This window comes from Chryseobacterium sp. FW101-FHT12H09, from assembly GCF_058790395.1.
Genome location: NZ_JBYTCP010000005.1, coordinates 85,766 through 112,267 on the forward strand (window position 1 = coordinate 85,766; position 26,502 = coordinate 112,267).

Sequence of the window (26,502 nt, forward strand, 5' to 3'; positions counted from 1 at the left end):
AAAAATTTAAAAAGTGAGTTGTTTTCCCAAAAGTATGTTAACAGATATTAATCCTCCATGAACTGAAAGTGATTTATTTACTAGGCAGGAATGTCAATTCATCAATTTTTTTTCACAAAAAATATATTCAATTACTATTTTAATCACAAACATTAAAAAAACGTCTAAATAATAAATATTTTAACAATATGCTTATTTTAATTAATTCTAAATAATTAAATATTTGAAGGATAAAAAAAGATTATTCCATATTTCAAATACTGAGAAAAAAGAGGATAGGATTGACAAGAAGAGTATAAATTATTAAATTATCTGGATGATTTAGGTAATAATAACAAGAAGAGCTTTTCATATGAAAAGCTCTTCTTGTTAAAAAAACAATTTAAAAAAATTATTTCATGATCGGCAAATGTGTGCTTATCGCAATTCTGTTCCATGCATTAATCGTTACTATAGCCATAATGATTTGTGAAATCTGAGTTTCATCAAAAAATGATTTTGCCTTCTGATAAGTCTCTTCTGTTAAACCTTTATGACTAATTAAAGTAATCTCTTCTGTCATCATAAGCAAGACCTGTTCTTCTTCTGTAAATAATTCTAAAGCTTCTCTCCATGCATTTAAAAGATATATTCTTTGTGGAGTTTCTCCATACTTCATGGCATCCTTTGTATGCATATCCAAACAAAATGCACATCCATTGATCTGTGAAGCTCTGATTTTAATTAATTCCTTTTGAATAGGGTTTAAAGAAATAGTCTGAAGATATCCCTCTAATCCCATCATTGCTTTGTAAGCTGCTGCATCTGTTTTTGCGATGTTCACTCTTGTACTCATAATATTATATTTTTTTGGTTAATTGATCTAAACTAAATGAAAACTCTTGTTGGCTTGCCAGTAAAAATGCAGCGGCACTTCCTACCCAAACTGAATAATCTAAAGGTGCTTTTACCCCTAAAGCTATACTCATGGATAATGCAAAAATCAACAACAAAAATCCTGCACCATAAGCTGCTATTTTGGTTTTGTATCCTACAAGCAATAACAGTGGAATAGCAATTTCAAAGAATGTGGCTGTATAAGCTGAAAACTGACTTAAACTTTCGGGTAGAAAAAAGGTTAGTTTTCTGGTGTATTCCTCAAAATTCGCCCAGTTTCCCCAAGCTGAATTTTTACCCCAGAATCCGAATCGATCTGCCACTGCGGAAAGCATTGTTATGGCAATCGCCACTCTTAAAAATAACTGCGAAAATTGAACTTTTTGATTAGTCATTGTATTAACTTTTAATAACATGACAAAATTCGGACTTTTAATTCTAAATAATCTTAAACTGGTTTAAGAACGTAATTTCGCTCTTATTTCGCTTAGATATTCTGGTGTAAAACCTAAAAAAGAAGCAATTAAATATTGTGGAATCCGCTGAATAAACCATGGATACTGTGTACTGAAATGAATATAAAGATCCTCTCTTGTCATTTCATATAAATAACGGATCCTTCTTTCCGAAGCGGCATAAGCTCTCTGATAGATCATCCTGAAATAACGTTCCATAACCGGATGCTTTTGCAATAACAGTTCCTGGGTTTCAAGATCGATAACTAAAATCGTTGACCGCTCTACTGCCTGTATCGTAAACTCAGTTTTGATTTGCCTTTCATAGGCAAAAGTATCTGTCATCCACCAGTTTTCAACAGCAAACTCAGTCGTATGTTCTACTCCTTTTTCATTCACAAAAAACTTTCTGAGACATCCGTTTAAAACAAAGTACATGGATTTACAGACTTCACCCTCAAGAAGTAGATTCTGTTTCTTTTTAACTTCCATTACCTGGAAAAAAGACAATACAGAAACATAATCCGCATCATTGATGGTAATAAATTTATCCAGATGTGTTTTAAAAGTATCCATTTTGAAATTTAGTAATCAAACTTAACTTTATTTTTTTAGTTTTACAATGACAAAAAACAATTAATCATGGAAATCGTTGCAAAAATTTTGATCGGATTAGTAGCATTAGAACATATTTATATTCTCTGGATGGAAATGTTTGCCTGGGAAACAAAAGGTAAAGAAGTTTTCAAAGCTGCGTTACCAGCGGAAATGTTCAAGCCAACTAAAGGGCTGGCAGCCAATCAAGGTCTTTATAATGGTTTTCTGGCTGCAGGATTAACATGGACTTTCTTTATCAAGGACGCAGAATGGCAAACTAATATCGCTTTATTTTTCTTGAGCTGTGTTGCTATAGCCGGAATTTACGGAGCTATTTCTGCAACAAAAAGAATATTCTTTGTTCAGGCTTTACCCGCTATTTTAGCAATCATCGCGGTACTTTTAAAATAACATTTATTTTCCCCGCAGATTTTACAGATGGCGTAGATGCTAACGTTAAAAAATCTGTATGATCTGTTAAAATCTGTGGGACATTATAATCTATCTCATGTAAAGCCCAGAAGGGCTTCAGCTTTTGAATGTTTTAATTTTTAAATCTTTCAATCACCTTTACCCACCCATCGATTCTTTAATCTTTTCCCGATGGTGAATTCCCCAATTAACCAGAGTTTCTGTAACCGGAAGCACCGACTTTCCATACTCGGTTACTGCATAAGTTACCGTAATTGGTTTGGTATCCTGAATCGTACGGGTGATCAGCAAATTGATTTCCAGCTCTTTTAGTTCCTTACTCAACATTTTTGCAGAAATTCCATCAATCCCTCTCTGGAGTTTTTTAAAATGAATCAGCTGATCAGTTCGGTTGGTCAGATAACGTAAGATCATCAGCTTCCACTTTCCTCCTAAAACATCCAGACTATCGCGCATTGCGAATAATTCTTCGGTACATGTGGCTTCACGTTCTACCCCGTTTTCTATAATTTTTGACATAATAGTATCCTTAAAGTTACTAGTTACCAATAGTTAACTAGTAGCAAATATAAACTATTCTGGTTTTACATTTGTCCTATAAAATTGTTATAATGAAAACAGTCATACTTAATAAAGATTTCAAACTAGAAGATGGTTATATAGAAAAACCGTACCCTAAAAATAATGAAGTTTTAATTCAAATAAAAGCCAGTGGATTTAATCCCATTGACTATCAGATGATTGAAAATGAGCTTGAACGCAAGCTTGTCAGTTCTCCTGTTTTAGGCCGTGAACTCTCAGGAATTATCATTGGTAAAGGAAGTGATGTTTCCCAATTTGAAATTGGAGACGAAATATTTTGTGGCAGCGGCTCCATGGGTAGTAATGGTTCTTATGCAGCATATATTACAGTTCCAGCGGCTATTGTTGCATTAAAACCTAAAAACATTTCTTTTGAACAGGCAGCAGCTATTCCATCGGTAGGAATGACTGCATTACAAACTTTTAATCGTATGTCATTAAAGTCTACCGATACTGTTTTGATCACTGGAGCTACCGGAGGAGTCGGATCCTTTTTGATCAAACTATTACTCGCTAACAGTTACAACAATATAGTTGCAACGGTAGGATCAGAGGACAACAGAAAGTTATTGCTTGAAATGGGGTTAAAAAATAATCAGATCATTAATTATAAAGAAGACCGGCTGGTAGAAAATTTAATTAAAGCAAATGATAATCTGTCTTTTGATATCGGAGTTGATCTCGTTGGTAATTACATGTCCGAGGTGACCGCCGAAGTACTGAAAATCCATGGAATGTATATAGATGTGACTGCGCTAATCAGTAAAGATGCCAAAGAATTACTATTTAATAAAGGAAACATAATCATGAACATCTCGAATTATACCTTTAGCATGACGAAGAATTATGATTATTATAAAAATAGTTTAACCAAGATTTCTAACCTTATCGAGGAAGGAATAATCGTTCCGCCAAAATATAAAGTGATTGGAAATCTTTCTTTAGAAACCGTTCTTCAAGCTCATCAAATGCTGAAAAACAACCTTACTCAAGGAAACAAATTAATTATGTCCCATTAGATTTATGAATAAAATACCAAGACGCGTTGTAACAGGGATTCAAAACGGAAAATCAACTATTGTTGAAGACAAGGAAGCAGAAAATGCAGTAGAGCATTTACCCGGACTCCTTATTTCAGATATCTGGAATACTCAGAAAGCTCCTGCAAGCCTGGATTTTGAAGTTCCAATTCCCAATACAGGATTTCCTCAAACTCCCAAAAACGGAACCTACTTCCGATATGTGGTCATTCCGCCTGATAAAGACCTTGGAGTTGAGTTTAAAGCCGGTGAACTTCATCCTATGATGCATCAGACTCAAACCTTAGATTACATTGTTATTCTTTCAGGTGAACTGCATTTAATCATGGAGGAAGGTGAAACACTTCTTAAAGCAGGAGACATTGTGATACAAAGGGGAACGAACCATGCCTGGAGTAACCGTTCTGATCAACCTTGTATTCAGCTGGCAATTTTAATGGATGGAGAAGTGTGATTAAAAGATGGATTTATCTCAGCTTTTTAATCTGCGAGAGATTATTAATCAAATTATTTTAGCAGCATCAAGAACTTTCGCAGGTTAGGCTGATTTTCTATACTATTTAAATCAGTATTATCTGAAAAATAAGTGTAAAAATAGTAATTATTATAAAGCAGAAATTTCTTTAAGTTTCTGTTTCATTATTTCGGGTTTAAATTCTCCTTCATGGTAATAGACCAGATTCTGATCAGCATCCAATATAATCCACAGCGGATAAACTGGTTGACTTTTATTTTTAGATAATGCCAGAGCTAGCTCATGGATCCCGGAATTTCCATTCGGGAGATAGTTAAATTCTTTCCCTTCAAAACGAATCTTTTCTTTAGTTTTCTCCGCTTCGAAATTGATAAAATAAAAATGATCATTAATAAAATTAACAAGATCTTTATCTTTATTCAGGTTAAAAGACTCAATTTTACAAATGGCACACCATCCGGTATACAAATGAATGATAACAGGTCTCTGATGTTTATTATGTAGGGTTTCAAGTTCAGAAAAAGTGCCCTCTCTCATCTTTTGAGAAAGACAAAAGTAGGGCACTAACATTAAAAATAAAATTAAAAATATTTTCATTTCAAAGTATATCTTACTCCAAAAAATCCACGTATTCCCTGCATTGGTGCGTAGCCATAAGCAGTATCAAACTTGTAATTATTGGGGTTATTAATAGGATCATTTACATGCTGATCAAACGGGTCAAACGGCCTCATCAATGGATCTTTAGGTGTAAAATTTAAAAGATTTTTAATCCCACAATACACTTCAAACCCTGATTTAAAAGATTTCGAAACCTGAATATTAGCCAAAGAATAGAATGGCGAATACTCAGGACGGAAGTCATCCGGTAAAACCGGTAATCTCATCGGTCCATAAAACTGACCTGTAAAATCTACTGTAAGAGCATTCTGAAATTTATACGTCAGGCTATACGTTCCACTCCATTTTGGAGCATGAAGCTGTTGAATTTTGCCATTTTCACCATCCAACTTCTGAAATACTTCTAGATAAGTTACACCAAGGTTGACAGTCAGAGGAAAACTGAAGCTGAAATCTACATTCATCGACGCTCCTTTTGAAATGCCATATCCGTGAAGGTTATCATAAATAATTTTTCCGGGATCTGTATCAAAATCACCTACGATCTTATTACTGAAATAGGTATAGAAAGCAGAAGCATCAAGATTAATCAAACGATCTCCTACTGGAATTTTCCAGATGTAATTTAAATTTCCGTTAATTGATTTTTCAGGTTTTAAATCAGATTTGATCACCACTTCCCGGGAACCCGTTAGAGCCGCATGATCTTCAGTAAATAAATTCACCACCCTGAAACCGGTCCCGAAATTAAACCGGAGGGTATGGTATGGATTAGGTGAAAATTTCCATGCAAATCTTGGTGAATGAACAGAATGATGGATCCTGTCGTAATCATATCTGTAACCAAGCAATATTGTGTTTTTAGAATCTATTTCCCATTGGTCCTGTATAAAAGCTCCTAAAATGGGAGACTTCATGGGTTCGTTCATAAGTCCGTCTCCTGATGAGGTTCCCGGAGTATTGTCATCGTAAAATGTCCGCTTATAAGTAGCTCCCAAGATCAAATCATGATTTCCAAATTTTTTATCCCAATACGTCTGAACGAAAGCCACTTTCTGCTTTGCATCATAAGGATTTGTTCCATAAAAGGAATCCTGATTATGATAGTTATAGGAAAATTGGGTAATAACCTGTTCCTTCAAAGGCCATTGATATACTCCTAAAGCTTCCATTCTATTGGTATAAATACTTTCACCATATATTTTATTACCCCCTCTATCAGACCTATTCCATTGCATTTCCCCTCCAAAACGATCCTCATATAAGTAACGTAACGCTAAACTTGCCAGCCTGTTTTCCTTTCTCTGAAAGTTCCATTTATTAAAAACAGATATCCTGTTCTGTAGGGTAGCATCTGTAAAGTTATCTTTGTTCTGATCTATTCTCTTAGTAAAATTGAAATAGTTAAGACTTAATAAAGAAGCCGCCTTTTTTCCAACATTGAATTTCGTTGATAAATCAATATTATCTTCACTCCAGGTACTTGTCATAAAATCTACACTAAGCCTCGGAGCTGTTAAGGCATTTTTTGTAATGATATTAATAACACCACCCATTGCTTCGGAGCCATAGAGAGATGAAGCAGGACCTTTCACTACCTCTATCCTCTCGACCAGGCTATTTGGAATTCCACTCAGTCCATAGACTGTGGATAATGAGCTCACAATCGGCATTCCATCGATCAGAATCATAGTATAAGGTCCCTCGAGACCGTTGATATGAATATCTCCTGTATTACATACAGAACAGTTCAATTGGGGACGTACTCCATTAACCATCGAGATGGCTTCAAAAATACTGGGCGTTGGATTCTTTTGAAAAAACTTCTGACTATAAATTTCTACCGCTACCGGGCTTTTAGATCTGCTCATCGGTTTTAGTGTTCCCGTGATCACTACGTCATCGATCAATTTCGTTTTGATCTCTTTTTTAGGAGTAGCTATAGAATCGGGTCTTGGAGCTTGATTTAAACTTAAACTGTCTGTTTCCTGAGAGAAACAATAGGATGATAAAAGTACAACAGAAAATAATATTCGCTTCATGAAATAATAAATGTTAGGCAAATCTAACAATTATTTTCGAAACAAAAAACTCTATGATAAATATCCTTAAAAATTATTCGTCAAAAATTATTAAATTTGAGAAAATATAAAGGTAAAATGAGATATAATCAATCTGGGAAAATCCCACAGAAAAGACATACGATTTTTAAATCTCCAGAAGATAAATTCTACTATGAGCAACTTTTCGGAACCGAGGGCTTTCATGGTATTTCTTCTTTGCTCTATCATATCCACCGACCTACTCAGATAAAATCAATAGGAAATGCAAAAGATGTAACTCCTAAGATTGCTGTTGATAAAAATGTAACTCCAAGAATGTTCAAAGGAATGCAGGTAACTCCTGAAGATGACTTTTTGGAAAGCAGAAAATTCCTTTTGGTGAACAATGATCTGAAAATGGGGTTATCAAAACCTAGAAAATCAACTGATTATTTCTATAAAAATGCTGAATGTGATGAACTTTTGTTTGTTCATGAAGGCACCGGAGTTTTAAAAACATTTGTTGGTAACCTGGATTTCTCTACCGGTGATTATCTTATTATTCCAAGGGGAACAATCTATCAGGTAGAAGTTCATACTGAAAATACTGTATTTTTTGTACTGGAAAGTCATTCTCCAATTTATACTCCAAAGCGATACAGAAATGAATTTGGACAACTTTTGGAACATTCTCCATTCTGTGAGAGAGACATTATCGCTCCAACTTTTGTTGAACCTAAAGATGAAAAAGGTGAGTTTTTAATTAAAGTAAAAAAAGAAAATCAAATCACTGACTTCATTTATGCAACGCACCCTTTTGATGTCGTAGGCTGGGATGGTTATTTTTATCCTTATAAATTTAACATCAAAAACTTTGAGCCTATAACAGGAAGAATTCATCAACCACCTCCAGTTCACCAAAACTTTGAAGGACATAATTTTGTCGTTTGTTCTTTTTGTGCCAGAATGTATGATTACCATCCATTAGCTATTCCTGCACCATATAATCATTCTAATATTGACTCTGATGAGGTTTTATTCTACACAGAAGGTGACTTTATGAGTCGTAACCATGTTGATCTTATGGACTTCAGTCTTCACCCTGGAGGAGTTGTTCATGGGCCACATCCCGGGGCAATGGAAAGAAGTATCGGTAAAAAATTCACTGAAGAATATGCTGTGATGGTAGATCCATTCCGTCCTTTAAAAATCACTGAAGAAGCTATGAAAGTAGAAGATCCAACCTATAAAACTTCCTGGTTGGAATAAACTGTAAAAACACAAATGACTGTAAACAACAGTCGGTATAAATATTATTTCAAAAAAAATTTAATATGTACAATTATATTAGTGCAGAGGAAGCCGTATATACTGTAAAAAGCGGAAATCGTGTATTTTTTCACGGGAGTGCATGTACACCCAATTACCTGATTGATGAATTAGCCAGACAATCCCACAGATTAGAAAACGTGGAAATGGTTTCCATTACTCAGCAAGGAAATGTTGAAATTGCAAAACCACAATATAAAGACAACTTTTTCGTCAATTCTTTATTTGTTTCAACTCCTGTAAGGGATGCCGTAAACTCTGAAAGAGGTGATTTCGTTCCCGTATTTTTAAGTGAAATTCCCATCTTATTCAGGAATAACATTTTACCTCTTGATGTAGCATTAATTACTGTTTCTCCACCTGACAAACATGGCTTCTGCACATTAGGTACTTCTGTAGATGTTGCAAGAGCTGCTGTAGATACTGCTAAAATAATTGTTGCTATCGTAAATCCTTTAATGCCGAGAACTCACGGAGACGGAATGATACATATTAGCAGAATAAACAAACTGGTATGGCATGAAGAAGAACTTCCTACGGTAGATTACGGATCAAAAGTAGGCCCTGAGGAAATGTTAGTTGGAAAGAACGTTGCCGATCTTATTGATGACAGATCAACCATCCAAATGGGTATTGGAACTATTCCGGATGCTGTATTGAAATGTCTTGGAAATCATAAAGACCTGGGAGTTCATACAGAAATGCTAAGCGATGGAGTAATAGATCTTATTCAAAATGATGTCATTAACAACAAATACAAAGGTTATAACGATAATAAAACAATTACCAGCTTTTGCTTTGGAACAAGAAAATTGTACGACTATGTAGATGACAACACTGTTTTTGCTTTTAAGGATGTAAGTGACGTGAACTTCCCAATCAATATCATGCGAAACAAAAAGATGGTTGCCATTAATTCTGCTATAGAAATCGATTTGACTGGACAGGTTTGTGCAGATTCTATAGGAACTCTACAATACAGTGGAATTGGTGGCCAAATGGATTTTATGAGAGGTGCTGCCTTAAGCGAAGGAGGAAAACCTATTATTGCGATCACGTCAAGGACTAAAAAGGGAATTTCAAGAATTGTTCCTTACCTGAAACAGGGAGCAGGTGTTGTTACCACGAGAGGACATATCCATTATGTCGTTACAGAATATGGAACAGCCTACCTGTATGGAAAAAATCTACGCCAACGGGCTCAGGAATTGATCAGTATTGCTCACCCTGATGACAGAGAGATGTTGGAACAAGCCGCTTTTGAAAGATTTAAACATTAAATAATTTCTTTTGCATTAAACGATCTGTAAACTGACCAAAAAGGGATAGACAAAAGACCTTCTAAGTCTTTGGCAGTATTTTTGATAAACCCTTTTAAAGTTAGGCAATTGAAAACGATATATAATTCGATAAGAGAGGAAATAATAAAACATTCCAAGGTAAAAAATTCGGTTTTAGGTAATGTTAAAGATTGGAAGAGGAGTCATTATATTATTCTCTCCGAAATTATAAAAGATGAACTATCAGGATCTGAAGAACTGAAAGGAGGTAAAAAATTTGAAATAGGAAGTACTATTTCTCATGTTACACTGCAGCGTTTTTTTGAAAATGATTATCAGGATAAAACACATAACGATCTTCGTTTTTTAAAAACACTGGATAAGATATGCATCTTTTTAGGATTTAAAGATCTCAATGCTTATATTCAGTTTATAAGGGAGAATAAACAGGATCATAATTCTGAAGATGAAGAGTTCTTCAGTAATATCATATACAACTATTGTTCTACAGTGTTTGAGTTTTACAAACAGTTTCCTTCTCATAATACTCAACTTTTTAAAGATCTTGTTTTCGATGATTCCCCTTTTTTGGAAAGAGCCACGCAGTTTAGTAAAGAACTATGTGACAGAGAGTTTAAACTTATTACAAAAAATAATCGCTCCAATTTTGAGGTTTTTGATATCCATATGGTTACTGATGAACCTGACAAAAAAATATTGGAATCTCAGGAATTTTGGAATCTCTTATTTAAAGTTGGCGAAACAGGTGAAGAAAATTTTGTTAATCAGTTAAACACCCAAATTTACTTTATCAAGAAAATAGATAACGTCTGGAAAATATGGGATAATTATAACCCTGATGCAGGGAGACTAAATCATAAAAAATGAAAGCCGTAGTGTCCTACGGCTTTCAAATTTTCGAAAATATTTTTTTTTCACTTGTCTTTGTAGATACAAAAATAGATAACCATCCTGTAACATACTAAACTTAAACATACTTAAATGAACTTTTCTTTAAATCTATGTTAAGCCTCACTAAGGATTTCCTATTAATACTTTTGCCATATCTAAGATTTTTGTAATTTGCATACCTATAAAAATAAAAGTAAAAAGAAAATATGTCAACACTTACATTTGCCGAAAAAATTGCTCAAGCAGAGAATTTTTTGCCAATTAATGGCACAGATTACATTGAGTTTTATGTAGGAAATGCTAAACAGTCTGCTCATTTTTATAAAACCGCTTTCGGTTTTCAGTCTGTAGCATACGCTGGTCCTGAAACAGGAGTAAGGGATCGTGCTTCTTATGTTCTTCAACAGGGAAAAATAAGATTAATCTTAACGACAGGACTTACCTCTGAATCTCCAATTAGTGAACATGTAAAAAAACACGGAGATGGAGTAAAAGTTTTAGCACTTTGGGTGGATGACGCTTACAAAGCTTTTGAAGAAACCACAAAAAGAGGTGGTAAACCTTATTTAGAGCCTGTAACTTTAACTGACGAGCATGGAGAAGTAAGAATGTCCGGAATTTATACTTACGGAGAAACAGTTCACATGTTTATTGAGAGAAAAAATTATACAGGTCCATTTATGCCTGGTTATGAAAAGTGGGAAACTACTTATCAACCGGAAGAAGCAGGTCTTTTATACGTTGACCACTGTGTAGGAAATGTAGACTGGAACAGAATGATCCCTACTGTTGAATGGTATGAAAAAGTAATGGGCTTTGTAAATATCCTTTCTTTTGATGACAAACAGATCAATACAGAATATTCTGCGTTGATGTCTAAAGTAATGTCCAACGGAAACGGATTTGCTAAATTCCCTATCAATGAGCCAGCTGAAGGAAAGAAAAAATCTCAGATAGAAGAATATCTTGATTTTTATGAAGGTGAAGGAGTTCAACACATTGCGGTTGCTACCAAAGATATTATCCATACTGTAACAGAACTTAAAAAGAGAGGTGTAGAATTCCTTTCTGCTCCACCAGAAGCATATTACGATATGGTTCCTGAACGAGTAGGTCATATCGATGAGGATCTTAAAAAATTACAAGATCTTGGTATATTAATTGATCATGATGAAGAAGGATACCTTTTACAAATCTTTACTAAGCCTGTAGAAGACCGCCCTACTCTTTTCTTTGAAATCATTGAAAGACATGGTGCACAAAGCTTCGGAGCAGGTAATTTCAAAGCATTGTTTGAAGCATTAGAAAGAGAACAGGATAGAAGAGGTAATCTTTAATTCCCAGATATCAATACTAAGTTTTGTCAGGATGCAAAGTCTTGACAAAACTTTTTTTTAAAACACTTAATATGAAAAAAATTGTATTTGGAATTTTATTTTTCAGTGCACTGGGCTTGAAAGCTCAATACGGAACACTTAATGAAATTCTCAACAGACTTGAAGAAAGAAAAGGCATCAATCAGCATCTGGAAAATGTAAATATTGACGACAAAAAATTTGTCTTTATTAAAGATTCCGATGACCATACAGAAAGGGATTTCATTATTATTAAAGGTAATAATGCAACTTATGTAGAAGTTTTCGATGATAAGGCTACAGGTGAAAGCAGTTCTAATGTTTTTACTGGTGATATCGTCAGAAAAAAGAATATTGTTTCTTTAAGAGCTAATATTCTAGAAGGTAAAAAGGTTCCCATTCCGGTTACCAAAACTTTATTATTAACGAGACAGGATAATATACTTTACCTGATTGACGTTAATACTAAAGACAGATGGATCGATGAAGCATCGTATTCAAAAAAATAATATACATATCTTGAGGGCGCTCGTTATTGCGGGGAGCGTAGTGAGAAAGTAATTTATTTAATATCTCAATATTTGGTCAGTACTTAATGATTTTATCATAATCAAGGATACTGATGAGTTTAAAAATATTTAGTTGGAAACTTTGCTTTTCTACTACGGCCACTTGAGATATTAAAAACCTAAAATTTTAACAGATTTATTAATCTCAATTAAATTACAATCTTATGAAATCATTTGTAGAGTATTCCTCAAATTCAGACTTTTCTATACATAATATTCCTTTTGGAGTAGCGGTTTTCAATAAAGAATATATTGGATGTTGTACAAGAATTGGGGATCAGGTTATTGATCTGGCCAGCTTATTTGATTTAAGTTACTTTGAAAATATTGAAGGACTTGATGACAACGTCTTTGAAGCTTACACCCTAAACGAATTTATCGAATTAGGAAAACCTGTCACTAATGCTGTTAGAGCTAGAATCCAAGAATTATTACAGGAAGGTTCCATTTTATCTAAAGATCAGAAAACCATAGAAGATGCGTTCTATGATCTTGATAAAGTAAGAATGATCATGCCTATTCATATTCCAAATTATACAGATTTTTACAGCAGTATCGAACATGCAACTAATGTTGGAAAAATGTTCCGTGATCCAGCTAATGCTTTACTGCCGAACTGGAAACATTTACCTGTAGGATACCATGGCAGAGCTTCTTCAATCGTTATTTCAGGAACAGATATCAACCGTCCAAAAGGTCAGATGAAACCTGCCGATGCAGATAAACCAATCTTTGGTCCTTCGAAACAGCTGGACTTTGAATTAGAAATGGCTTTTGTTATCAATAAAAACACCGATATGGGTGAAAGTGTTTCTACAAAAGAAGCTGAAGACGCTATTTTTGGAATGGTTATTTTCAATGACTGGTCTGCAAGAGATATTCAATCTTGGGAATATGTGCCACTAGGACCATTTTTAGGCAAAAACTTTGGTTCATCGATTTCTCCTTGGGTGGTTACTTTAGAAGCACTGGCTCCTTTCAGAACATCTTCTCCAAAACAAGATCCTGAAGTTTTAGATTACCTAAAATTTGAGGGTGATAAAAACTACGACATCAACCTTGAAGTATACTTACAGCCTGAGAATGGGGAAGAAAACCTAATCTCAGAAAGCAATTACAAGTTTATGTATTGGAATATGACCCAGCAACTGGCTCATCATACTGTAAACGGTTGTAATCTGGAAGTGGGTGATATGTATGCAAGTGGTACTATTTCAGGAAGTGATCCAAAATCATTCGGTTCTATGCTTGAATTAACATGGAGAGGCCAAAATCCTATTCAATTAAACAATGGCCAGGAAAGAAAGTTCATTGAAGATAATGATACTGTAACGATGAAAGCCTGGGCTGAAAAAGACGGTGTAAGAGTAGGCTTCGGTGAAGTATCTGGAAAAATCATTCCTACATTATAAAAAAAGTTTAAACACTTAAGTTAAAATAATTATGCTAAAATTAAGTTCACTTTAGTTTTTGTAATACTAGATTTTCAAAAGCTAAAGTGGCTTAAGTATAAAATATGAAAACAGTTATCCCATCCGAAATAACCGCTGTACAGCTTCAGATGATCATGCAAACCGCTGTTGCTCCCAGACCAATTGCTTTGGCATCAACAGTTGATAAAAATGGTACAATAAATTTATCGCCTTTCAGCTTTTTTAACATGTTCAGTACAGTTCCGCCAATTTTGATCTTTTCACCATCAAGAAGAGTTCGTGATAATACAACGAAACATACGCTGGAAAATGTTCTGGAAGTTCCGGAAGTGGTCATTGGAACAGTTAATTTCCCCATAGTACAACAAATCTCTTTAGCGTCAACAGAATATGAGGATGGCGTGAATGAATTCATCAAATCCGGGCTTACCATGAAAGATGCTGACATGGTAAAACCAAAGCTTATTGAAGAATGCCCCGTTAATTTTGAGTGCAAGGTTTTAGAAATAAAATCTTTAGGAGAACAGGGAGGCGCTGGTAATTTAGTTATTTGTGAAGTACAAAAAATTCATATCAGAGAAGAATACCTCAATGAACAAGGTAATCTGGATCAGGCAAAACTGGATATGGTTGCTCGTTTAGGAGGAAACTGGTATTCCAGAAATAATGAAAACAATCTCTTTGAAGTACCAAAACCTTTGGTAACAAAAGGAATTGGCTTTGATCTTCTTCCTGATGCTATAAAACTAAGCAAAGTATTTACAGGTAACGATCTGGGAATGCTTGCCAATGTGGAAGTTCTTCCTTCAGAAAGTTGCTACGCAGATGAAGATATTCATAAAAAGGCTCAGGAACTTTTACTGAAAAATAATATTGATGAAGCCTGGAAAATTCTAGTGATTTAATTATATATCTAAAATAAAAAAAGATGGTTTTTTAAACCATCTTTTTTTATTTTACCCACTTTCAATAGATTATGCTACTCCACTAAATTTTTTGATAAGAACGACCTTATCTTTAATATTATTTAAGTTAATATGGAATACATTTTCAAGCAAAATAAACAAATCTTCATGATTAATGACATCAATATTTTCTCTGGTCCCATTGTTATAGCGTATGTTTAGAGATTTATTGTTTAACGTGTAACGAGCTATTACATCCACTTTTGTCACAATAAGATTTTCTCTAAAGATGGAAGATGGATTCGTAGCGATATACCAGTTAGCAACTTCTACATCAGTCTGCTCGGCAGGTTCTAAAGAAAATTCATAGATCGGCATATTTTCTTCACCAATTAAAGATAGAGTGTAAATATGATTATTTGAAGATATTTGAAAAAGACCATTGGGCGTTATTTGTTCATTCTCTGACTGTAAAATTAGCGGAGATGTTAGCGTCACTGTCCCAAATCCCGAATCCACAAGATATTTTTCTCCGCTCAGGGTTACAGTAAGCAACATATGTGTACGAGCAGCTTTCCCTTCCTTCTCTCTTCCCCATAAAACTCTTCCAAGATGAGCGGTAACATCAAAGCCTATTGTTTCTAAAACATTTTTCAGCAAAACATTTTGTTCATAACAATATCCACCCCTGTTTTCTATCACCAATTTATTAAAAACTGATTCTATGTCAACCTTCGGGACATACCCTGTATAAGTATCAATATTTTCAAATGTAATGTATTGAGGATGCAATTCATGGATATTTTTCAAGGTTTCTATATTAACAGCAGCATTCCCTGTAAAATGTATTCGCTCAAAATATTTTTTCAATTCTGTATGTATCATTGTATTTTATTATTAAAATTAATATTATCTGAATAACCTGATGGAAGCAAAAATTCCAAAATTATTTTTCACTATCCTTTCCGGACCATAAGCATCAAAGTTTGCCCCAAATCCAAAACTATAATCATGATGACTGACCCCAGCTCTTATCATTAAATAACTTCTCGCATGATTACCGTTTTTAACAGACTGCGCATATAGTCCTTGAAGTCTTGAATATACCTGCCAATTCCCGTTCAGTTTTGGTTTATATTCCAGCATTCCAAAACCCTCCACATTACTATTATCAGACAGATCTACTCTGGGACCGAAAACGATGGTCATATTTTCTGCTACATAAGAATACAATACCATAACACTTGGCCTTAAACCTGTAGATGGTGTATAATGTATTCCTCCAAGTATGCGAAAGCCTTTCAGAAATTCATACGCCAAGTTGAATTGTGACATGGCATCTTTGGCATTCTGTTCGTTCCATTTTGAAGAAATATTACTGACACTGAAAAAAGAAAGTCCATGGACATCTTTAAAATTTTTATTGATATTCAGTTGAGAAGCAATTCCCACATTGCCTGCAAGTACTTCAAAAGCAACAGGAGCATTTAGCTTTTCTTTCACATCACTCGTCTGAGCCTTAGCCAAAACGAACCCTAAGAAAAACATCAACCCGCTTTTAAAATCCATAATTTCAAACTATTATATTGCAAATTTCAGCAATAAAACAGGCTTACATATAGAACAAACAAAGCAATTAATAGGACAAATCAATCCTCTTCCTATATTGATTGGGAGAAACACCAATGTGTTTTTTAAAGAAACGGGTAAAATAGGACGGGTCTTCAATTCCTAAAGAAAAAGCGATATCCCCGACACTTAACTGAGTATTGGAGAGCAGTGATTTAGCTTCCATCGTCAGAGTTTCACTGATAATTGACGAAGCCGTTTTTCCGGTTGCCATCTTTACGGATTTATTTAAATGATTAGGAGAAACATGCAGCATATCCGCATATTCCTGAATGCTATGAACAGTATTAATATATTGAGTAATTGCTTTTCTAAAGTGGAAAGCGATAGTTTCGTTTGCAGTAAGAACAATAGGTGGAAGATCTTGTATAATAGATTTTATCTCTGCTAAAAATGTCTGCAAGTATGAGATGATCAAATTGACATCATTCTGCTTATACAATTCCTTCATCCTTTTCAGAAGATATAAAAGATTCCCCTTTGTATTGTTTGCTATTGTGATACGATGATCATTTTTTAAATCTAAGTAATTAAGTATTTCCTGAAGGGCCTTAAATCCATTATCCCGTGAAAGAAGATCATCTGGAAAATGGCAGTAATACCCCTCGATATCATCTGAAAACTTCTCCATGGTCCTTATTTTATACGGCGGTAAAATCATTAAGGTAGATTCAGGAATAAAGTAAGAATCCGAGCATACCGTTTTTATGAGCTCGCCTCTGCTCACAAATACAAAATCATTAACGGTCAAACGATGTGGAAGAAATGGAAGCTGAACTTTGTTTTTTTGAATAGCAAGATCAATTATAAAAAAGTCACTTGATTCTTTATGGTTAAAATTTTCAGTACTGTTCTGAAGTACTGTTCTAAAATTTTCAGGATCATATTGCGGAATTAAAGTCATACTTTATTAAACAAATTTACATTTGCCCTACATTTTCAGATTAATAAAATCAATACATTTTTCCGTAACCGTATTTAAATCTTGAGGAAGACCAGCTTCAGTCCAAGGTTCTTTTGCACCAAAAGTATGATTGGCATTTTCAACTAAGAACAATTCGGAATTAGGGTTCAAAATATGTAAATGTTCTGCATTCTTTACCTCTACACTTTCATCATTTGTTCCATGGACAATCAATAAATGAGCCTTTGCCATTTCTGTAGCCATTTCTACATCAAAACGATGAGCATCTTGTTCAAAATTTTCATAGAACTGGTAATAATGAGGCATCTCCTGTTTAGTTCTTCCATTTAAAACATAATAAACTCCTTCGTTTTTCCATTTCTCCAAACTAGCCCCATCTGGAAAACGGTCTAAAGTATCTACACTAGCTAATGTAATCAACCCATTAATTCGTTCATCTTCAAAAGTTTTAACAATGGAAATCCCACCCCCTCTGCTGTGGCCTATCAGTATTATTTTCTGATCATCAACTTTGGGATCCTTAATAAAATAATCAATCACTACTCCCAAATCTGAAAGCTCTTTAGAATAGTTATTCTTACCAAAAGCTTCTAAATCTGCAAAATTATCAGGATCTTCTACAGTTGTTCCATTATGTGAGAAATTAAACTTAACAAAGAAAAATCCGGCTTTTGCAAATTTTTCAGCCATCAGATTCCAGGCTCCCCAATCTTTGTAGCCTTTATAACCGTGAACAAAAATCACTAAAGGTAGTTTGTTATCCGTTTCGGAATAAAACGCATCAGCAAGGAAATCCCTGGTTTCAGGATTTGAGAGGATTATATTTTGTTTTTTTGTGATTTCCATATTTCTTTTTTTAGTTAAAAGTGAAAGTCCTTATGAGATGCAATTAAACTTATCTTATGATAAAATGACTTTATCCTTTTTGCTACTAACTTAATTTCAACTAAAAATATTAAAAATAGAAACAAACACAAAGTAAAATCTTATTTTTGCGATATGTTGGATTTAAGAACGGTAACCGTAATGCGTTATATCCTGCCTTTAAGAGAGGGTGGATCTCTTCCTGCTTTGGCGGAAGCTGATGACGATTTTAAATATGTGTTAAAATTCCGTGGTGCAGGTCATGGAGTAAAAATGTTGATATCAGAACTTTTAGGTGGAAAAATCACAGAAGTTTTAGGATTAAAAATTCCTGAATTGGTTTTTGTAAACCTTGATGTTGATTTTGGGAGAACTGAAGCAGACGAAGAAATTCAGGATTTACTGAAATCTTCAGAAGGATTAAATCTTGGTCTTCATTATCTTTCCGGATCTATTACTTATGATCCTGGTGTTGTTATTGACCCACTTTTAGCCTCAAAAATCGTATGGCTGGATGCATTTATTACCAATATCGACCGTACTTACAAAAACACCAACTTATTAATGTGGCATAAGGAACTCTGGGTAATTGATAATGGAGCTTCTTTTTATTTCCATCATTCATGGGAGAATTTTGATACTGCTGCAAAAACACCTTTTAAATATGTAAAAGATCACGTTTTACTTCCTAAAGCTAAGATGCTGGATGAAGCTGATCAGTGGGCACATGAAGTTTTAAATGATACCGTGTTCAGGGAAATCGTTAATTTAATCCCTGAAGATTGGTTACAGTGGAATGACGCTGATGAAACTCCTGAGGAGATTCGTGAAGTATACTTCCAATTTATGAAAACAAGGCTAGAGAATTCACAAATCTTTCTAAACGAAGCGAAAAATGCAAGAGGATAAAATATACGAATACGCCGTAATACGTTTGGTACCAAAGGTTGAAAGAGAAGAATTTTTCAATGTAGGTCTTGTTATGTTTTCAAAAAAGGAAAAATTTATCCGGGCTGATTTTTATCTGTGTCCCGATAAATTCAATCTTATGCACAGTAAACTGGACTACGAAGATATTATTCAAAATCTGGAAAGTTTTAAAAAAATTGCCAATGGAGATAAAGACGGCGGGCCTATTGCACAATTGGAACTTCCAGAACGTTTCCGTTGGTTAACGGCTGTACGCAGCTCTGTTGTTCAAACCTCAAGACCTCATCCCGGAAAATCCAAAGACCTGGAAAAAACTTTTGGTAAACTTTTTGAGGAGTTAGTAAAGTAACTAATTTCCTCAAAAAAAATCATATGAAATCATTTAACAACCATACTACATTATACAGGTTTTTATTAAACCTGTTTTTTGTTTTATCTTTAAGTGCATTTAATTTAAATTTCTCTCAAAATCAAATTCAAGCACAAACCCCTAAAAGTATACTCTTACAGGAAAAAACAACTGTTTCAGAAAATATTTTTTATAAAACTAATAAAGAAGGCTCTGTAGCTTTAGATATTTACAGCCCTAAAAACAGTTCCGATGAAAAACATACTGTTCTTATTTATGTGCATGGTGGAGGTTGGATAGGAGGTGATAAAGTGATACACGCTGATTCATATATAGAAAATATGATTCTAAAACTTGTAGAAAAAGAATATACCGTAGTGAGTATCAACTACACGCTGGTGAATAAGGATGTACATTTTCCTCTTCCTATTCAGGACACTAAAGATGCCATTAGATGGGTAAGAAAAAATGCCGATAAATATCATTTTGACACCAATAATATTGGTCTTTTCGGAGCATCTGCAGGAGCTCATCTCTCATTATTGGCAGCTTATACTGAGGACAACGAGTTTGTTGGAGCTCCAGAGCTTTCACCCTATTCGGCAAAAGTGAATTATGTTGTAAATAATTTTGGACCAACTGATCTTAATAAATTACTACATACCCGTGTAGGAAACGTGGGTGCTTTTTTTGTCAGCCTGTTTTCAAAAAAAATTGTTGATCTCAGGGATAAGCTGATCTTAGGAATCTCAGGTTATGATATAAAAAAAGACAAAAGAAAAGTGATCGATTATTTTAAAACCTTATCTCCTGTAACCTATATTGACAATGCTACACCTACTCTGATTTTACAGGGTAATAAAGATAAAATTGTTCCCTTGAAACAATCTGAAATATTAAAAAGAAAATTAGATAAAAAGGACATAAAAAATAAACTAACCATTGTTGAAGGAGGAATACACGGTTTTGGAACAACCGATAAATCCTATCTCAATCGGCTTGTTGATGAAATGGTAGACTATATCGTATCTCAAAAAAAATAAACCCAGTAAATGATGATGAACGAGTAGTGATTAATTATTAAAACCGATTAATAAATATAGTTCACAAAATCAACACCACAATATATATACTGGTTTATAGTACTTTAACACATAAAAAAGCTTTCCACTTTATTAATTTGCTAAATTAATATACATATCTATATTTTTTATTCATAAATTAATTAACTTGGCCATTGTTTAAATTATTCAAAGTAAAATAAACAAAAAATTTAATTATTTATTCATAAAAAACTAAGATGATATGGATTTCCTAAATAACATAAACGCCTTAACTTTAGTTTTCACTTCAGTCCTTATTTTCGCAATTGCCTACCGTTTCTACGGGATTTTTCTGGCCAATAAAGTATTGCGTCTCAATGATAAAAATACAACCCCTGCATTGGAATTTGCCGATGGTAAGGATTATGTTGCCACTAACAAAAATGTTCTTTTTGGGCATCATTTTGCGGCCATAGCTGCTGCAGGACCTCTGGTTGGACCTGTACTCGCAGCTCAATTCGGATATCTTCCAGGTGCTTTATGGATCTTGATCGGCTGCGTCCTGGGAGGGGGTGTACATGATATGGTTGTTTTATTTGCCTCTGTGCGCCACAAGGGACAAAGTTTAGCTACCATAGCTTCTAAAGAAATTGGAAAAACAACAGGAACCGTTGCCGGTTTTGCCATTCTATTCATCCTGATTCTCACGTTGGCAGGTTTATCACTTGCCTGCATCAATGCCATGCACGAGGCATCATGGTCTCTCTTTACAGTAGTGATCACTATGCCTATCGCTATTATCATGGGCTTAATTATGCGCTACCGAAAAAATAGTGTGACCTTTGCCAGCATCTTAGGCGGTGTGCTTTTGATCGCAGGTATTATTGGTGGGCATAACCTGATGCAGAATGAAACAATGAATAATCTATTTTCCTGGGATATTACTACTATTTCTATCGCTATTCCTTTATATGGTTTTTTAGCTTCAGTATTACCTGTTTGGTTACTTCTGGTACCAAGAGACTATCTTTCTACCTATTTAAAAATCGGAACCATTGTCATGCTTGCCATAGGCGTAATTGCTATACATCCAACGGTACAAATGCCAGCGATCAGTCAATTTGTAAATGGTGGTGGCCCTGTTATAGGAGGCCCGGTTCTGCCCTTTATTTTTATAGTGATTGCTTGTGGGGCCATTTCAGGATTCCACGCCGTTATTGCAACCGGAACTACACCTAAAATGCTGAATAAAGAAAGAGAAATTCTTTTTGTAGGTTATGGGGCGATGTTGGTAGAAGGATTTGTTGCCCTTATGGCTTTAATTGCCGCCTGTACTTTAATGCCCGGCGACTATTTTGCGATCAATACTCCTAAAGAATCTTACGATGCATTTCTTGCGGCACATCCTTCTCTTCACGGAGTAGATATTGATTACTTTTCTCAAAAAATAGGTATCGACCTACATGGAAGAACTGGTGGAGCTGTTTCTCTGGCCGTAGGAATGGCTCATATTTTTAATAAGATCCCATATATGGATCAGCTGATGGCTTATTGGTACAACTTTGCGATCATGTTTGAAGCTGTATTTATCCTTACTGCCATTGATGCCGGAACAAGAGTAGGACGGTTCTTTTTACAAGAAATGCTGGGCTCTGTCATTCCAAAATTCAATGATAAAAACTGGATACCGGGAATCATTATAAGCAGTCTTATTTTTACTTTTGCCTGGGGCTATCTGGTCTTCACAGGAAATGTAAGCAGTATCTGGCCATTATTCGGAATTAGCAATCAACTTTTAGCAGCCTGTGGACTCATCGTGTGCACTACGATGCTTATCCGGCTGAACAGAGGAAAATATGCACTTTGCTCAGCTATTCCAGGAGTATTTATGGCAATCATCACATTTTGGGCTGGCTATATTCAGGTAACAGTTATCTATCTCCCTAAAGAACAATATCTACTTGCTACACTAGCAGTTGTTGCCATGGCATTAATGCTTATTGTATTTATTGGTGCTTTTAGAAAATGGTATGAACTTTTAAAAATCAATAAATCTGAAACTGATTTTTATGGAGAAACCGTAAAGGAACTGGTAGAAAGATAAAAAGATCCTTTGCTGGTTCTTTGCCTGCTCTGATAATTTTTATACATTTGTCTTGCTTTAGGGGTATTCTGAAAAAGAATTGAGAGAGTCCCTTTGAACCTGATACGGCTTACACCGACGTAGGGAAAAGCAAAAAGACATTCTCTACAATGTACTTTTGTTTTGGATTTTTTCCTGAAGCTATTTTTATTTTAATCAATAACAATGGACAAAAATCTTTGGGAACTGGTACAGTTGGTAAAACAACACTCTCCTCTTGTACATAATATCACGAATTATGTTGTGATGAATAACACAGCTAATGCTCTTTTGGCTGTCGGAGCTTCACCTATCATGGCTCATGCAAAATCTGAAATTCATGAAATGATCAATATTGCCCATTCAGTGGTCATCAATATTGGGACACTCGATGAATACTGGTCTGAATCGATGTTAATCGCTGCTGAAGCCGCACATTCAGTAAAGAAACCCTGGGTTTTGGATCCGGTAGGTGCAGGAGCAACAACTTTTCGGGATGCTACTTTAAATCAGCTCCTGCAATACCAGCCTACAGTGATAAGAGGTAATGCCTCTGAGATTATTGCACTTGCTAAAGCCAATACGAGTATTACTAAAGGGGTCGATAGCACAGCAAAAAGTAGTGAAGCCATTAACGCTGCACATTTTCTCGCGGATCACTACCATACAATCGTATGCATTTCCGGTGAAACAGATATCATTATAGATAGTCAACAAATATTTCTTATCAGCAATGGACATCCGATGATGACTAAAGTAACAGGACTTGGATGTTCTGCTACTGCAATTATCGGAGCATTCATAGGTATTACGGAAAATATAAGTGAAGCTGTGGCAGCTGCAATGGCATTGATAGGTATTGCTGGTGAACTTGCTGTTTTGGAAAGCAAAGGACCAGGAAGTCTCCAGGTCAATCTTATTGATAAATTGTATAACATGACGGAAAAGGAATTTATCAGTTATTTAAAGATAGAAAGAAAATGAGTTTACATCCTTTTACTTATCAACTTTATCTTGTGATCTCTGAGGCAGATTGTATCGGAAGAAGTTTTCTAACAGTTGCCGAAAAGGCTATTCTTGGTGGCGTAGATATTATTCAGCTGAGAGAAAAAAACTGTTCTAATAGCGAGTTTATCAAAAAAGCCAGTCAACTGATTGAAATTACAGACAAGTATAATATTCCACTTATTATTAATGATAATATTGAAGTTACAAAAAATATAAATGTAGCCGGAATTCATGTAGGTAATAATGATGCAAAACCTACTTATCTCAGACAACAGCCATTTCTTCAAAATAAAATCATAGGCTACTCTATAGAATATCTGTCTCAACTTGAAAATGAACAGACCACAGAATCTGATTATCTTGGAATTAGCCCTGTATTCAGAACGAATACAAAATCTGATACGGTGACAGAATGGGGACTTGATGGAATTACAAAGATCAGACAGCTCACAGAAAAACCTTTGGTGGCAATTGGTAATATTCATCTCACTAATGTTAAGGATATTATAAACGCCGGAGCAGATTGTATCGCTGTGGTTTCGGCCATATGCAGTGCTGATGATCCTCAAAAAGCTGCTTATGAATTAAAAAATGAAATTCTAAAATGAAAAAGTATACATATCCATCGGTATTAACGATTGCCGGATTTGACGGAAGTGGTGGTGCAGGTATTCAAGCTGATATTAAAACAGCCTCTGCTTTAGGTTGTTTTTCCACATCGGTCTTAACCGCTTTACCTGTACAGAATACACAAGGCGTAAGAAAAATCTACCCTATTCCTGTAGAAGCTGTAGCAGATCAGATAGAAGCTATTCTGGATGATATTTTCCCTGATGCCATTAAAATCGGAATGGTTCACACCCCGCAACTGGTAGAAGTCATTGTTTCAACATTAAGTAAATACAAAAAAATACCTCTTGTTTTTGATCCTGTAATGGTAGCAACAAGCGGACATAGGCTTATTGAAGAAGACACCATTACCGCTATTATAGAAAGGCTCTTTCCTATTGCTGATGTTATTACTCCAAATATGGATGAAGCAGCCATTTTAGCTCATATGAAAGTAGAAACTCTGGATGATCTTTATACTGCGGGAAAACAGATCAAACAATTGGGCTGTAAAAGCATTCTTCTTAAAGGTGGACATCAGGAAACTTCCATGATCACATCCTTATTCTATGATGAATACGAGAATTACCACTGTTTTGAAACAATAAAATTTAACACCAATAACACCCATGGTTCTGGCTGTACACTTTCCTCTGCTATTGCAGCTTATTTGGCCCTGGGGAAAACTTTATATGACTCCGTTTCTCTTGGTCAACAGTATGTTTATCAAGCTATAGAAAATGGCAAAGATGTAAAAACCGGCCTGGGAAATGGTCCGCTTAATCATTTTTTTAACCCTCAAAAACTCGTCAAAAATGAAATGGTCTGAACAAACCTGGCAAAGTATTGAAGAACGATATCAATCTATTCTGAAAATGCCCTTTATAAAAGAATTATCAGATGGTACCCTACCACAAGAGAAGTTTAAATTTTACATGGCTCAGGATTCCTTATATCTTGAACATTTTGGAAGAACACTTTCAATGATTGCTACAAAAATTCACGATCTTAAGGATGTACTTGCCTATATGCGATTTGCTGAAAATGCCATCGTAGTGGAAAATGCATTACATGAGTTTTATTTTAAAGATTTTGGGGTTACTGATAAAGGAGTATTAGAACCCGCCTGTCATCATTACATCCATTTCCTTAGAAGTACTGCAGCTATAGAATCTGTAGAAATTGGTGTTGCCGCGGTATTGCCCTGTTTCTGGATCTATAGAGAAGTAGGAGATTACATTTACAAAAACCAAAACACAGTTAATAATCCCTATCAGAAATGGATTGAAACTTATGGTGGTAACGAATTTTCTGTTGCGGTAGATCAGGCCATTGCAATCTGTGATAAAATAGCAGAAAATGCGACCATGGAAACAAGAAAAAAAATGACTGAAGCTTTTATCATGTCAACCCGGATGGAATATCATTTCTGGGAAGCAGCATATGACCTAAAGACATGGATATAAAATCTAAAAGAGCCGTAATTTTCGATATGGACGGTGTTCTCATTGATAGTGAGAAATTCTGGAAGCAGGCTGAATATGAAGTTTTCAGCTCTTTAGGAGTTGAGGTCACTGAAGAATTAAGCAAGCACACACAATCGATGACGACTTCCGAAGTAGCTCGATTCTGGCATGAAAAATACCCCTGGGAAAACGCTGCACTAGATGTTATAGAACAGCAAGTCATCTCAAGGGTAATTGAATTGATACAAACAGAAGAATGTTCTGTTGCAGGTATAAAAAAGTTTATAGAAGATCTTAAATTAAAACAATATAAAATAGGCTTAGCCACCAACTCTCCTTACAGAATTATTCAAACTGTTCTGGATAAAATAGGGGTCACCCATTTATTCGATCACATTACCTCAGCAGAATTTGAAAAGCAAGGCAAACCTCATCCTGCGGTATATTTTACTTCAGCAAAAAATCTAGATGTTGATCCACAATATTGTTTCGTAATAGAAGACAGCCATTCCGGTATTATTGCTGCAAAAAATGCGGGAATGACTGTTATTGCTTTTACTAATCAAAATCCTGATATTTATTTTGATCTTGCAGATGATAGGATCATCAGTTTTGAAGGTCCCTTACCCGCAATATTTAACTAGATGAAATAAA

29 protein-coding genes and 1 riboswitch are annotated in these 26,502 nt (G+C 34.9%); of the genes, 19 read left to right on the forward strand and 10 right to left on the reverse strand.

Annotated features, from left to right (window positions below):
* Positions 1 to 391 precede the first annotated feature (391 nt).
* The 3 genes from AC3WRL_RS19320 to AC3WRL_RS19330 all read right to left on the reverse strand — a co-directional run bounded on the left by AC3WRL_RS19320 (position 392) and on the right by AC3WRL_RS19330 (position 1,907).
* Positions 392 to 835, reverse strand: coding sequence for a carboxymuconolactone decarboxylase family protein (locus tag AC3WRL_RS19320; protein ID WP_214829025.1), 444 nt, complete (start codon positions 833 to 835; stop codon positions 392 to 394).
* 4 nt (positions 836 to 839) lie between these two features.
* Entirely contained in the window at positions 840 to 1,271 is a 432-nt protein-coding gene (locus tag AC3WRL_RS19325) for a DoxX family membrane protein (RefSeq protein ID WP_261513035.1), read from the reverse strand.
* Positions 1,272 to 1,334: 63 nt separating this feature from the next.
* The gene (locus AC3WRL_RS19330) at positions 1,335 to 1,907 is read right to left on the reverse strand and encodes a Crp/Fnr family transcriptional regulator (RefSeq protein ID WP_214829021.1); all 573 of its coding nucleotides are present in this window, start codon (positions 1,905 to 1,907) and stop codon (positions 1,335 to 1,337) included.
* 66 nt (positions 1,908 to 1,973) lie between these two features.
* Here AC3WRL_RS19330 and AC3WRL_RS19335 point away from each other — a divergent pair, with 66 nt between their 5' ends.
* Positions 1,974 to 2,339, forward strand: coding sequence for a DUF1304 domain-containing protein (locus AC3WRL_RS19335; protein ID WP_214829019.1), 366 nt, complete (start codon positions 1,974 to 1,976; stop codon positions 2,337 to 2,339).
* A 159-nt stretch (positions 2,340 to 2,498) separates the two neighbouring features.
* Here the strand turns inward: AC3WRL_RS19335 and AC3WRL_RS19340 are convergent, their stop codons facing one another.
* Positions 2,499 to 2,879, reverse strand: a complete 381-nt coding sequence (locus AC3WRL_RS19340) for a winged helix-turn-helix transcriptional regulator (RefSeq protein ID WP_214829017.1) — start codon at positions 2,877 to 2,879, stop codon at positions 2,499 to 2,501.
* Between the two features lie 92 nt (positions 2,880 to 2,971).
* On the opposite strand from AC3WRL_RS19340, the gene AC3WRL_RS19345 reads away from it, so the two are divergent.
* The gene (locus AC3WRL_RS19345; protein WP_261513036.1) at positions 2,972 to 3,961 is read left to right on the forward strand and encodes an NADP-dependent oxidoreductase; all 990 of its coding nucleotides are present in this window, start codon (positions 2,972 to 2,974) and stop codon (positions 3,959 to 3,961) included.
* 4 nt (positions 3,962 to 3,965) lie between these two features.
* Positions 3,966 to 4,436 (forward strand): cupin domain-containing protein, encoded by a 471-nt coding sequence (locus AC3WRL_RS19350; RefSeq protein WP_214829013.1) that lies wholly within the window; start codon positions 3,966 to 3,968, stop codon positions 4,434 to 4,436.
* Positions 4,437 to 4,586: 150 nt separating this feature from the next.
* Here the strand turns inward: AC3WRL_RS19350 and AC3WRL_RS19355 are convergent, their stop codons facing one another.
* Both AC3WRL_RS19355 and AC3WRL_RS19360 read right to left on the reverse strand, forming a co-directional pair.
* Positions 4,587 to 4,994: a thioredoxin fold domain-containing protein gene (locus AC3WRL_RS19355; RefSeq protein ID WP_251040540.1), complete on the reverse strand. Its 408-nt coding sequence runs from the start codon at positions 4,992 to 4,994 to the stop codon at positions 4,587 to 4,589.
* A gap of 56 nt (positions 4,995 to 5,050) precedes the next feature.
* Positions 5,051 to 7,120 carry a TonB-dependent receptor plug domain-containing protein gene (locus tag AC3WRL_RS19360; RefSeq protein ID WP_492331061.1) on the reverse strand — a complete coding sequence of 690 codons (2,070 nt, stop codon included), beginning with the start codon at positions 7,118 to 7,120 and terminating at the stop codon, positions 5,051 to 5,053.
* A 117-nt stretch (positions 7,121 to 7,237) separates the two neighbouring features.
* Here AC3WRL_RS19360 and AC3WRL_RS19365 point away from each other — a divergent pair, with 117 nt between their 5' ends.
* From AC3WRL_RS19365 to AC3WRL_RS19395, 7 genes are all read left to right on the forward strand, one after another.
* A complete protein-coding gene (locus AC3WRL_RS19365) occupies positions 7,238 to 8,389 on the forward strand; it encodes a homogentisate 1,2-dioxygenase (RefSeq protein WP_214829228.1) in 1,152 nt (383 codons plus the stop codon).
* A 65-nt stretch (positions 8,390 to 8,454) separates the two neighbouring features.
* Positions 8,455 to 9,729 carry an acetyl-CoA hydrolase/transferase family protein gene (locus AC3WRL_RS19370; RefSeq protein WP_261513041.1) on the forward strand — a complete coding sequence of 425 codons (1,275 nt, stop codon included), beginning with the start codon at positions 8,455 to 8,457 and terminating at the stop codon, positions 9,727 to 9,729.
* Between the two features lie 108 nt (positions 9,730 to 9,837).
* Positions 9,838 to 10,617, forward strand: a complete 780-nt coding sequence (locus AC3WRL_RS19375; protein ID WP_214829008.1) for a hypothetical protein — start codon at positions 9,838 to 9,840, stop codon at positions 10,615 to 10,617.
* 230 nt (positions 10,618 to 10,847) lie between these two features.
* Positions 10,848 to 11,978, forward strand: a complete 1,131-nt coding sequence (gene hppD, locus AC3WRL_RS19380) for a 4-hydroxyphenylpyruvate dioxygenase (protein ID WP_214829006.1) — start codon at positions 10,848 to 10,850, stop codon at positions 11,976 to 11,978.
* Positions 11,979 to 12,049: 71 nt separating this feature from the next.
* Positions 12,050 to 12,505 (forward strand): hypothetical protein, encoded by a 456-nt coding sequence (locus AC3WRL_RS19385; RefSeq protein WP_214829004.1) that lies wholly within the window; start codon positions 12,050 to 12,052, stop codon positions 12,503 to 12,505.
* A gap of 224 nt (positions 12,506 to 12,729) precedes the next feature.
* Complete coding sequence (fahA, locus tag AC3WRL_RS19390) at positions 12,730 to 13,977, forward strand: fumarylacetoacetase (RefSeq protein ID WP_492331062.1); 1,248 nt, start codon at positions 12,730 to 12,732, stop codon at positions 13,975 to 13,977.
* A gap of 104 nt (positions 13,978 to 14,081) precedes the next feature.
* Positions 14,082 to 14,903, forward strand: a complete 822-nt coding sequence (locus AC3WRL_RS19395; protein ID WP_214829000.1) for a flavin reductase family protein — start codon at positions 14,082 to 14,084, stop codon at positions 14,901 to 14,903.
* A 69-nt stretch (positions 14,904 to 14,972) separates the two neighbouring features.
* Here AC3WRL_RS19395 and AC3WRL_RS19400 read toward each other — a convergent pair whose 3' ends face one another.
* The 4 genes from AC3WRL_RS19400 to AC3WRL_RS19415 all read right to left on the reverse strand — a co-directional run bounded on the left by AC3WRL_RS19400 (position 14,973) and on the right by AC3WRL_RS19415 (position 18,303).
* A complete protein-coding gene (locus AC3WRL_RS19400; protein ID WP_261513044.1) occupies positions 14,973 to 15,788 on the reverse strand; it encodes an arylamine N-acetyltransferase family protein in 816 nt (271 codons plus the stop codon).
* A gap of 24 nt (positions 15,789 to 15,812) precedes the next feature.
* Positions 15,813 to 16,472, reverse strand: a complete 660-nt coding sequence (locus tag AC3WRL_RS19405) for a hypothetical protein (protein WP_492331063.1) — start codon at positions 16,470 to 16,472, stop codon at positions 15,813 to 15,815.
* 67 nt (positions 16,473 to 16,539) lie between these two features.
* A complete protein-coding gene (locus AC3WRL_RS19410) occupies positions 16,540 to 17,436 on the reverse strand; it encodes a helix-turn-helix domain-containing protein (RefSeq protein ID WP_492331064.1) in 897 nt (298 codons plus the stop codon).
* 27 nt (positions 17,437 to 17,463) lie between these two features.
* Positions 17,464 to 18,303, reverse strand: a complete 840-nt coding sequence (locus tag AC3WRL_RS19415; protein ID WP_261513047.1) for an alpha/beta hydrolase family protein — start codon at positions 18,301 to 18,303, stop codon at positions 17,464 to 17,466.
* Between the two features lie 153 nt (positions 18,304 to 18,456).
* Here AC3WRL_RS19415 and AC3WRL_RS19420 point away from each other — a divergent pair, with 153 nt between their 5' ends.
* The 9 genes from AC3WRL_RS19420 to hxpB all read left to right on the forward strand — a co-directional run bounded on the left by AC3WRL_RS19420 (position 18,457) and on the right by hxpB (position 26,492).
* Entirely contained in the window at positions 18,457 to 19,230 is a 774-nt protein-coding gene (locus tag AC3WRL_RS19420) for a HipA family kinase (RefSeq protein WP_261513049.1), read from the forward strand.
* Entirely contained in the window at positions 19,217 to 19,600 is a 384-nt protein-coding gene (locus tag AC3WRL_RS19425) for a DUF3037 domain-containing protein (RefSeq protein ID WP_214828991.1), read from the forward strand. Before AC3WRL_RS19420 ends, AC3WRL_RS19425 begins: the two co-directional genes overlap by 14 nt.
* A 23-nt stretch (positions 19,601 to 19,623) precedes the next feature.
* Positions 19,624 to 20,643: an alpha/beta hydrolase fold domain-containing protein gene (locus AC3WRL_RS19430; protein ID WP_492331065.1), complete on the forward strand. Its 1,020-nt coding sequence runs from the start codon at positions 19,624 to 19,626 to the stop codon at positions 20,641 to 20,643.
* 262 nt (positions 20,644 to 20,905) lie between these two features.
* Positions 20,906 to 22,747, forward strand: a complete 1,842-nt coding sequence (locus tag AC3WRL_RS19435) for a carbon starvation CstA family protein (RefSeq protein ID WP_261513052.1) — start codon at positions 20,906 to 20,908, stop codon at positions 22,745 to 22,747.
* Positions 22,748 to 22,796: 49 nt separating this feature from the next.
* Positions 22,797 to 22,890: riboswitch (TPP riboswitch) on the forward strand.
* A gap of 61 nt (positions 22,891 to 22,951) precedes the next feature.
* Positions 22,952 to 23,749: a hydroxyethylthiazole kinase gene (gene thiM / locus AC3WRL_RS19440; RefSeq protein ID WP_492331066.1), complete on the forward strand. Its 798-nt coding sequence runs from the start codon at positions 22,952 to 22,954 to the stop codon at positions 23,747 to 23,749.
* On the forward strand, positions 23,746 to 24,381 hold the full coding sequence (thiE, locus tag AC3WRL_RS19445; protein ID WP_492331067.1) for a thiamine phosphate synthase: 636 nt from the start codon (positions 23,746 to 23,748) through the stop codon (positions 24,379 to 24,381). The genes thiM and thiE overlap by 4 nt, the downstream gene beginning before the upstream one ends.
* Positions 24,378 to 25,211, forward strand: coding sequence for a bifunctional hydroxymethylpyrimidine kinase/phosphomethylpyrimidine kinase (gene thiD, locus AC3WRL_RS19450; RefSeq protein WP_492331068.1), 834 nt, complete (start codon positions 24,378 to 24,380; stop codon positions 25,209 to 25,211). Before thiE ends, thiD begins: the two co-directional genes overlap by 4 nt.
* The gene (gene tenA, locus AC3WRL_RS19455) at positions 25,198 to 25,848 is read left to right on the forward strand and encodes a thiaminase II (RefSeq protein ID WP_492331069.1); all 651 of its coding nucleotides are present in this window, start codon (positions 25,198 to 25,200) and stop codon (positions 25,846 to 25,848) included. Before thiD ends, tenA begins: the two co-directional genes overlap by 14 nt.
* Positions 25,839 to 26,492 carry a hexitol phosphatase HxpB gene (hxpB, locus tag AC3WRL_RS19460; RefSeq protein WP_492331070.1) on the forward strand — a complete coding sequence of 218 codons (654 nt, stop codon included), beginning with the start codon at positions 25,839 to 25,841 and terminating at the stop codon, positions 26,490 to 26,492. Before tenA ends, hxpB begins: the two co-directional genes overlap by 10 nt.
* Positions 26,493 to 26,502: the final 10 nt, after the last annotated feature.

Coding starts and splice junctions, on each gene's coding strand:
- AC3WRL_RS19425 (WP_214828991.1), top strand. CDS start 19,217: ATGCAAGAGGATAAAATATACGAATACGCCGTAATACGTTTGGTACCA.
- AC3WRL_RS19325 (WP_261513035.1), bottom strand. CDS start 1,271: ATGACTAATCAAAAAGTTCAATTTTCGCAGTTATTTTTAAGAGTGGCG.
- AC3WRL_RS19430 (WP_492331065.1), top strand. CDS start 19,624: ATGAAATCATTTAACAACCATACTACATTATACAGGTTTTTATTAAAC.
- AC3WRL_RS19405 (WP_492331063.1), bottom strand. CDS start 16,472: ATGGATTTTAAAAGCGGGTTGATGTTTTTCTTAGGGTTCGTTTTGGCT.
- thiM (WP_492331066.1), top strand. CDS start 22,952: ATGGACAAAAATCTTTGGGAACTGGTACAGTTGGTAAAACAACACTCT.
- AC3WRL_RS19400 (WP_261513044.1), bottom strand. CDS start 15,788: ATGATACATACAGAATTGAAAAAATATTTTGAGCGAATACATTTTACA.
- AC3WRL_RS19410 (WP_492331064.1), bottom strand. CDS start 17,436: ATGACTTTAATTCCGCAATATGATCCTGAAAATTTTAGAACAGTACTT.
- AC3WRL_RS19335 (WP_214829019.1), top strand. CDS start 1,974: ATGGAAATCGTTGCAAAAATTTTGATCGGATTAGTAGCATTAGAACAT.
- AC3WRL_RS19330 (WP_214829021.1), bottom strand. CDS start 1,907: ATGGATACTTTTAAAACACATCTGGATAAATTTATTACCATCAATGAT.
- AC3WRL_RS19355 (WP_251040540.1), bottom strand. CDS start 4,994: ATGAGAGAGGGCACTTTTTCTGAACTTGAAACCCTACATAATAAACAT.
- thiE (WP_492331067.1), top strand. CDS start 23,746: ATGAGTTTACATCCTTTTACTTATCAACTTTATCTTGTGATCTCTGAG.
- tenA (WP_492331069.1), top strand. CDS start 25,198: ATGAAATGGTCTGAACAAACCTGGCAAAGTATTGAAGAACGATATCAA.
- AC3WRL_RS19340 (WP_214829017.1), bottom strand. CDS start 2,879: ATGTCAAAAATTATAGAAAACGGGGTAGAACGTGAAGCCACATGTACC.
- AC3WRL_RS19345 (WP_261513036.1), top strand. CDS start 2,972: ATGAAAACAGTCATACTTAATAAAGATTTCAAACTAGAAGATGGTTAT.
- AC3WRL_RS19435 (WP_261513052.1), top strand. CDS start 20,906: ATGGATTTCCTAAATAACATAAACGCCTTAACTTTAGTTTTCACTTCA.
- hxpB (WP_492331070.1), top strand. CDS start 25,839: ATGGATATAAAATCTAAAAGAGCCGTAATTTTCGATATGGACGGTGTT.
- AC3WRL_RS19320 (WP_214829025.1), bottom strand. CDS start 835: ATGAGTACAAGAGTGAACATCGCAAAAACAGATGCAGCAGCTTACAAA.
- AC3WRL_RS19395 (WP_214829000.1), top strand. CDS start 14,082: ATGAAAACAGTTATCCCATCCGAAATAACCGCTGTACAGCTTCAGATG.
- AC3WRL_RS19415 (WP_261513047.1), bottom strand. CDS start 18,303: ATGGAAATCACAAAAAAACAAAATATAATCCTCTCAAATCCTGAAACC.
- thiD (WP_492331068.1), top strand. CDS start 24,378: ATGAAAAAGTATACATATCCATCGGTATTAACGATTGCCGGATTTGAC.
- AC3WRL_RS19350 (WP_214829013.1), top strand. CDS start 3,966: ATGAATAAAATACCAAGACGCGTTGTAACAGGGATTCAAAACGGAAAA.
- hppD (WP_214829006.1), top strand. CDS start 10,848: ATGTCAACACTTACATTTGCCGAAAAAATTGCTCAAGCAGAGAATTTT.
- AC3WRL_RS19385 (WP_214829004.1), top strand. CDS start 12,050: ATGAAAAAAATTGTATTTGGAATTTTATTTTTCAGTGCACTGGGCTTG.
- AC3WRL_RS19365 (WP_214829228.1), top strand. CDS start 7,238: ATGAGATATAATCAATCTGGGAAAATCCCACAGAAAAGACATACGATT.
- AC3WRL_RS19420 (WP_261513049.1), top strand. CDS start 18,457: ATGTTGGATTTAAGAACGGTAACCGTAATGCGTTATATCCTGCCTTTA.
- fahA (WP_492331062.1), top strand. CDS start 12,730: ATGAAATCATTTGTAGAGTATTCCTCAAATTCAGACTTTTCTATACAT.
- AC3WRL_RS19360 (WP_492331061.1), bottom strand. CDS start 7,120: ATGAAGCGAATATTATTTTCTGTTGTACTTTTATCATCCTATTGTTTC.
- AC3WRL_RS19370 (WP_261513041.1), top strand. CDS start 8,455: ATGTACAATTATATTAGTGCAGAGGAAGCCGTATATACTGTAAAAAGC.